Source organism: Streptomyces sp. B93, from assembly GCF_018070565.1.
Lineage (GTDB): Bacteria > Actinomycetota > Actinomycetes > Streptomycetales > Streptomycetaceae > Streptomyces.
In genome coordinates this window covers 41744-48527 of record NZ_JAGPXL010000049.1, presented here as the reverse complement: position 1 = coordinate 48527, position 6784 = coordinate 41744, and the positions used below count along the sequence as shown (strand labels likewise).

Below are 6784 nucleotides of genomic sequence, written 5' to 3'. Positions count from 1 at the left end.
TCCCCGGCCAGCACGGTGACGCGGGCGGCGGCGTACGGCTGTTCCGCGACGTCGCCGAGCGCTGGCACTACCAGGGCGACGGCGAGCGTGCCGAGGCCGCCGCCACCCGCGCCGAGACGGTCTGGCTCCAGATCACCGACCTGGACGCGGCACTGTCCGCCGGGATCGGCATGGTCAGGCTGCGCAACCAGATACCGGGCGAGGACGGCGGCGCGCTGACCGCCGTCCTGGAACACCAGGCGTGGCTGACGGCGGCGCGGACGGCGAACGGCGAACGGGCGGCCGACGCCGGACGGGCTGCCGATGCCGGACGGGCTGCCGATGCCGGGCAGGTGGCCAACACCGGGCCCGCGGCCAACACCGGACCGGCGGCCTACGCCGGACGGGCTGCCGACGCCGAGCAGGTAGCCAACACCGGGCCCGCGGCCAACACCGGTCCCGCGGCCAACACCGGACCGGCGGCCTACGCCGGGCAGGTAGCCAACACCCGGCCCGCGGCCGACGCCGGGCAGGTAGCTACCGGGCGCGCGGCCAACACCGGGCAGCCTGGGCCACGGACGGGCCCGGCGCCGCGCGCACTCGCGCGGCCCGGTGACCGGTTCGTTGACCGGCCTGGTGACCAGCCCCCTGGCCGATCCGCCGACCGGGCCGTCGTCGGCCAACCCGGCGACCGACCCGGCGACCGATCCGTTGACCGGTCGTCCGGTGCGGTGCGTGCACGGCGTCCGATGCCGAGTTGGGAGCGGCCGGCACGGGACGCCGGGGCCGCGCGCTGAGTCCGCCGGGGCTCAGGCCGCGGGCGAGTACCACGCGGGCCTCGCGTCGACCTCCTCGTCCGGCGCCGCGACGAGGTCCAGGGCCATGCGCAGCGCCCGGACCGCGTGGTACAGGCGCGACTTGACGGTGCCCGGCGGGATGCCGAGCACGAGGGCCGCCTCGCGGGTCGACCGGCCGGTGTAGTAGGTCTCGTATAGCACCTCGCGGTGCTTGACCGACAGCGCCTTGAACGCCTCCCGCAGCAGCACCGAGGACAGCAGCCGGTCCAGGTCGTCGCTCCGGGCGAGCAGTTCGTCCAGCCAGGCGGTGCCGTCGACCTCCTGCGGGCGGGCCATGCGCGTCCGGTACTCGTCGACGACGATGTTGCGGGCCACCCGGAACAGCCACGGCCGCAGGGGCTCCCCGCTGACCAGGTCCTGGGTGCGCCAGCAGCGCAGCAGCGTCTCCTGCACGACGTCCTCCGCCCGGTACCGGTCGCCCCCCAGCAGCCGCAGCACGTACTTGTACAGGTCCCCCGCCTGCTCGTCGTACAGGACGCGCATGGCCCGTTCCCTGGCGGTGACCGCCCCCGTCGAGCCCATCACGGTCCAGCTCAAGGTCGTACCCCCTCGTTCCCTGACCTCGTGGCAGAGGTCGCCTCTGGGGCCGTGGTCGGTGGCCCCGGTGTGGCCGGGAGTCTTGCGAGGGGAGTTCCACGCGGCGTTGACGAGTGGTTGACGGCGCGCATGACGACCGCCGCCGCACGGGGGGTCGCGGCCGGTCCCGGCGGGGTCGCGCACACCCGTGCCGCTCCCCCGCCACAACCGTCCTGAGCTGGGCGTTCCCGTCAGGCGGCGCCCGGCACGGGGCTCGCGGTCAGGGCCTGCATACGTCGATTGACGAGGTGCGGCACGGCGGCGTCCGGCGCGGCCTGGTGCGGCCGTTCGGGCCGCAGGGTGAGCAGCGCGGCCAGCAGTGCCCGGCCCTGCTCGACGGCGGACGGCACGTCGTCGTTGCGCAGCCACGCCGCGACCGCGCGCGTCAGCTCCTCGTGGGCCCGGGGGTCGCCCTGCCCGTGGCGGACGCGGGCCAGTTCGAGGCAGATGTCCGTGGCGAGGCGGTGGTTGGCGCTGCGGTGGGCGACGTACGCCTCCAGAGCGTGGGCCTCCAGCGTGTGCGGGTGCCCGGGGCCGAACGCCCGTACGGTGTGCTCCCGCAGCCGGAAGGCGAGGGCGGCGGCCCGCTCCGGAGCGCCGGAGTCCAGCGACTCCCCCACCAGCCGCACCAGCTCGGCGAGTTGGTCCGGGACGCGGGCGTCGGCCGGGGGCGGTGCGACACCGGTGCCGTCGGGCGTCTCGTCGGGGCCGTCCTCCCGCGGTGGCTCCTCGAACCGCTCGTGCAGGACGACCCGGCTCGACCCGTCGGGAGCGACCTCGACCACCGTGGCCTCGCCCTGCTGGCGGTCCAGGATCGCCGCCTCCACGGGCCGCTCCGACTCCCGCGCATGACGGTGCATCACGTCCAGCACGGCCACGTGCACCGGTTCGCCCTCCGGTACGGCGAGGGGTTCGCCGTCGACCGTCACGCGGCCGTCCTCCCCGATGAGGACGTCGAAGGGGGACGACGGCGGCCGCGGGTCCTTGCGGGTACGTGTGCCGAACATCTGCGGGCTCCTTTCCACGCCGTGGCGCGTGCTGGTCATGTGGAGGGGGTCGGGCGCGGGTCGAGACTCGGGTACTCCGCGTCCGACAGGTCCGCGTCCTCGGAGTACAGGGCGAACGACGAGCGGACGCCGATGACGTACGTCTGTGAGCGCGAGGTCTCCGGGACGCCCTTCGCCTCCTTGACCGCGTCCAGACCGGCGTCGTACGCCGCCAGGGTCAGGTCGAGGCGGTCGCCCTGCACCTCGTTGCCGGCGATGAGGGCGTCGATGTCGTCGGCGAGCGAGCACATGTACCTGGCCTGCGCCATGATCGAGTCCTCGCCGTCCAGGGCCGAGGTCTCGCCGCTGTCGTCGTCGTCCTCACCGAACTCGTCGAACTTGTCCGGCGGCAGCTGGGAGAGCCCCTCGGCGCCGTCGGGGCCGACCAGGTTCTCCACGAACCCGGACTCGTACTGGACCTGCGAGACGATCACGATGGCGCCGATCTGCGCACACTCCTGCCCGGCCTTCTCGATCACCTCGCGGTACTTGCTGGGCACGGCCTCGGTGTTCAGCTCGCCGAGCCCGTCGCTGTTGAACGCGTCGACGATCGCGGTGCTGTCCACGCCCCCGCCTCGGCCCCCGCCGCCCCCGCCGCAGGGCAGGAGGCCGATCTCACAGAGCAGCACGATGGGCCACAGGATCCATCCGATGGCGCACATCACCAGCACCCCGAGCAGCAGCAGGAGGATGAGCAGCGGCGCGAACAGGCAGCCCAGGACGCCTGTGCCGACCCCGGCGCCGATCAGCATGGAGTTCCGCTTCTTGTCGGCCTCGCCCTGTGAGTCCACTCCTGGCCGCGCGCCCACGTCCCGTCACACCCCTCGCCTCCGCTCACCCGGTACGCGTCCCGGGACGCCTTGAACCAGGTCACCTGATTTCCCGTAGTGGCTGCCCGACGGATCACCGCGACCGCCGCACGCAGCAACGGACATGGCGGTCCATCAGTTCAATCCGGGATGGAGAGGAGCGGACACCCATGGGCGTCCCTTCGGCGACGTCGGCGGGCTCACAGATGTGGGTGCGCGGACCGACCGCACCACAGGCCGCGCCGTCGCACACGGAGCGGGCCGCGCCGGCACCCACCGGGCGCCCCGCGCCGGTCCCGCCGGGCGACGGGGCCGCGCCGGTCTCCCGGGGCGACCGGGTCGCCTGGGTCAGCGCGCACGGCGGCGCCGGGGCCAGCACCCTCGCCCGGGTGCTGGGCGGCGCGGACATCGGACGCCGGTGGCCCGACCCGGCCGACGGCGAACCCGGCGAGGTGCTGCTGGTGGCGCGCACCCACCACGCGGGCATGCGGGCGGCGTCCCAGGCGCTGAACGCGCTCCGCAAGGGGGAGCATCCGGCGGGGGTGCGGCTCGTCGCGGTCGTGCTCGTCGCCGACGCGCCGGGGCGTCTGCCGCGCCCGCTCGGGCGGCAGGTGCGCGTGCTGCGTTCGGCGGCCACCGTGCACCGTGTGCCCTGGGTCCCGGCCTGGCGCCTCGGTGCGGAGACCGACAAGCTGCCGAGGCCGGTGCGCGCGCTGGGCCGGGTCATCTCGGCCCCGGCCGGGCGGTCACGGAGGCCGAAGTGAGGCTCTCGGCCGACCGGATCACCACGGCCAACGTCAACCCCGACGACTTCGGGCCCAACGGTTCCTTCAACCCCCAGCCCGAGGTGGGTGACCTGCTCGGCTACCTCACCTGGATCGTGTCGGCCGCCTCGGTCGGGGGGCTGCTCGTCGTGGGCATCCAGATGGCCATGCAACTGCGGCGCGGCGAGATGGGCGAGGGGGCGACCTACTTCCGGGGCGGCTTCATCGTCGTCATGGCCTGCGTCCTCGGCACCACCGCCGGACCGATCGTCAACTTCCTGCTGTAGCAGCGCCGCTCCGTCGGCTTGCCGTCCGTCAGCTTGCTGTCCGTCAGCTTGCTGTCCGTCAGCTTGCTGTCCGTCGGCTCCCTGTCCGTCGCACACCTGTCCCGTCGTCACACCTGGAGAAACTCATGAAGGACGCCCTGCACACGCTCTACCTCGCCACCACGGCCGGTGGTACGGGCGACGTCCCGCAGCCGGAGAAGCAGGCCCCCGGCGACCTCGCCGACGCGGTGAACACCGTGCTCGGCATCGCGGCCTGGGCGGGCACCGCCGCCGGGGTGGCCGGTGTCATCGTCACCGGGATCATGATGGCCGTGTCCATGAAGCGCGGTGAGGGGTCGGAGCACCTCAGCCGGCTGGGCATGGTGCTGGGCGGCTGTGTGCTGGTGGCCACCGCGGGGCCCACCGTCGCGTTCCTCTTCGCCTAGAGCCGACCACGGGGAGAGGCCGTCGACGTGTTCGGTACACAGCGCGAGAGGGACCCGGTGGGCGGTCCCTTCTACAAAGAGCGAGGCTGGATCAGCGCGGCCCTCTTCCTGGGCTTCTTCCTGGTCATGTCACTGGTGGCGTTCGTGAGCGACCCCAAGGGCGTCGACCTCGCCGAGACCAGCCGGGAGATCCTCACCGGGCTCGACGGCCCGCTCTCCCCCGGCGATCCGCAAGGGGTGCGCGGCGGTCCCGGCGGGCGGCCGGAGGACTGCGCCACCGACGACGGGGACGGGGCGCCGCCCACCGCGGCGCCCGAGGACGTCGAGTGGCGGAAGCTGGTCGCCATCATGGTGCCCGTCTCACCGTCGGCCGGGCCCCTGCACACCGACGCCACGATGTGGTGGTGCTTCGCCCACACGCCCACGGGCGCGGCGCTGGCGGCGCACATCATCCCCGTCCAGCTGAGCGGCGTCTCCTGGCGTCTCGTCGCCCAGCAGCAGGTCGTCCCCGGCGCCCCGCGCGACACGTTCGTCGCGGGCAAGGCCGAGTCCGGCACGGCCGTCTCCGAGGACAGCGCCATCGGCAGGTTCGTGGGCTTCTCCGTGGCGTCGTACTCCGGCGACCTGGCGACCGTACGACTGCTCGTCACCGATCCCATGGGCGGCTACCTGTCCACGTCCGTGTCCGTGCGCTGGCGGGACGGCGACTGGAAGGTGGCGCTGCGGGACGACGGGTCCCTGTACTCCTCGGTCGAACGCCAGGCGACCACCGAAGGCTTCACCCTGTGGGGGGCGTGAGATGAATCTGGCAGCGGCAGGGGACGGATGCGACGGGGGCATCGACTTCCTCGGCATGTTCGGCGACCCCATCGGCACCATGATCCAGATGGTCGCCGAGATCATCATCACCGGCGCCCTCGGCGTCTTCGACGCGGTCTGGGACATCGAGTCCACCAACCCGGGCGCGTCCGGCAAGATCAGCAACCAGACGCGCTGGATCGTCGTGTACCTGGCGTGCGGCTCGATCCTGTTCGCCGCGGCCAAGATGGCCCTGAACCGGCGTGCGGAGTCGGGGCAGCTCGCGCTCAAGGGCATGCTGCGCGTCCTCGTGGTGAGCGCGGGCGTGACCGCCATCATCGGCACGTTCGTCGACCTCACCGACCGGTACTCCGACTTCCTCCTGCGCGGCACCCTCCAGAACCTGATGGAGGGCATCGACTGCAACGGCAACGTGCCGAACATGCTGCTGCTGGTCATCGGCGTCCTGCTGCTGATCGCGGGCATCATCCACGCGCTGCTGATGTGGATCCGGCTCGGCGTGATGATCATCCTGATGGGCACGCTGCCGATCGCCGCCGCCGCGTCCATGACGGACTGGGGCGGCACCTGGTGGCGCAAGCACGTCGGCTGGATGGCCGCCTGGCTGCTCTACAAGCCCACCGTCGCCCTCGTCCTGTACTCGGGGTCCGTCATGGTCGACGCCTCCGAGGCGCACAGCGACGTCGACACCCAGATCGCCGGAATGGGACTGCTGCTGCTGTCGGCCGTGGCCCTGCCCGCCCTGATGCGACTGATCGTCCCGGCGACGGCCGCGCTCGGCGGCGACTCCGTCGGGTCCACCACCATGGGCGTCGCCGGGGGTGTCGCCTCCGGGGCGGTGTCCCTGGCCGACTCCGGCGGCCGCAAGGGCCCCGGCGGCTCGGGCGGCTCGGGCGGCCCCGCCGGGTCGCGGGGCCCCTCGGGCGCCAGCGGCGGCACCGGGGCGAGCGGCGGCGCGGGCGCGTCCGGAGCGGGCGGGCGCAGCGGCGCGGGCGGCGGCGCGGGACCGGCGGGGCAGGCCGGTGCGGCGAGCGCCGGCGGCGCGGCTGCGGGCGCGGGTGCGGGGGCGGCGGCGAATCCCGCCCTGGCGGCCCTGGTCGCGGCCGGGAAGATCGCCAACGGCACCGTGAACGTGGCCGCGAGCGGCGTCCAGTGCGCCAACCGGTACGACGACCGCTGATCGACCGCCGGGCGGGGGCCGGGCCGCGCCCGCGCGCCCCAG

General features: G+C 73.8%; 8 protein-coding genes and 1 pseudogene. 6 read left to right on the top strand and 3 right to left on the bottom strand.

Annotated elements, in window-relative coordinates:
- Positions 1-776, top strand: a pseudogene (locus KBY47_RS30955) (hypothetical protein); the annotation flags it as partial.
- A gap of 12 nt (positions 777-788) precedes the next feature.
- Here KBY47_RS30955 and KBY47_RS30950 read toward each other — a convergent pair.
- From KBY47_RS30950 to KBY47_RS30940, 3 genes are all read right to left on the bottom strand, one after another.
- Positions 789-1373 carry a sigma-70 family RNA polymerase sigma factor gene (locus KBY47_RS30950; RefSeq protein ID WP_247695490.1) on the bottom strand — a complete coding sequence of 195 codons (585 nt, stop codon included), beginning with the start codon at positions 1371-1373 and terminating at the stop codon, positions 789-791.
- Between the two features lie 230 nt (positions 1374-1603).
- Positions 1604-2419: a hypothetical protein gene (locus tag KBY47_RS30945; RefSeq protein WP_210926996.1), complete on the bottom strand. Its 816-nt coding sequence runs from the start codon at positions 2417-2419 to the stop codon at positions 1604-1606.
- 35 nt (positions 2420-2454) lie between these two features.
- Positions 2455-3267 carry a transglycosylase SLT domain-containing protein gene (locus KBY47_RS30940; RefSeq protein WP_210926994.1) on the bottom strand — a complete coding sequence of 271 codons (813 nt, stop codon included), beginning with the start codon at positions 3265-3267 and terminating at the stop codon, positions 2455-2457.
- A 170-nt stretch (positions 3268-3437) separates the two neighbouring features.
- On the opposite strand from KBY47_RS30940, the gene KBY47_RS30935 reads away from it, so the two are divergent.
- From KBY47_RS30935 to KBY47_RS37100, 5 genes are all read left to right on the top strand, one after another.
- Complete coding sequence (locus KBY47_RS30935; protein WP_210926992.1) at positions 3438-4031, top strand: DUF6668 family protein; 594 nt, start codon at positions 3438-3440, stop codon at positions 4029-4031.
- A complete protein-coding gene (locus tag KBY47_RS30930; protein ID WP_308405355.1) occupies positions 4028-4318 on the top strand; it encodes a hypothetical protein in 291 nt (96 codons plus the stop codon). Before KBY47_RS30935 ends, KBY47_RS30930 begins: the two co-directional genes overlap by 4 nt.
- 125 nt (positions 4319-4443) lie before the next feature.
- Positions 4444-4743: a hypothetical protein gene (locus tag KBY47_RS30925; RefSeq protein ID WP_210926990.1), complete on the top strand. Its 300-nt coding sequence runs from the start codon at positions 4444-4446 to the stop codon at positions 4741-4743.
- A gap of 27 nt (positions 4744-4770) precedes the next feature.
- Positions 4771-5541 (top strand): hypothetical protein, encoded by a 771-nt coding sequence (locus KBY47_RS30920; RefSeq protein WP_210926988.1) that lies wholly within the window; start codon positions 4771-4773, stop codon positions 5539-5541.
- Between the two features lies 1 nt (position 5542).
- Complete coding sequence (locus KBY47_RS37100; protein WP_210926986.1) at positions 5543-6742, top strand: hypothetical protein; 1200 nt, start codon at positions 5543-5545, stop codon at positions 6740-6742.
- Positions 6743-6784 lie beyond the last annotated feature (42 nt).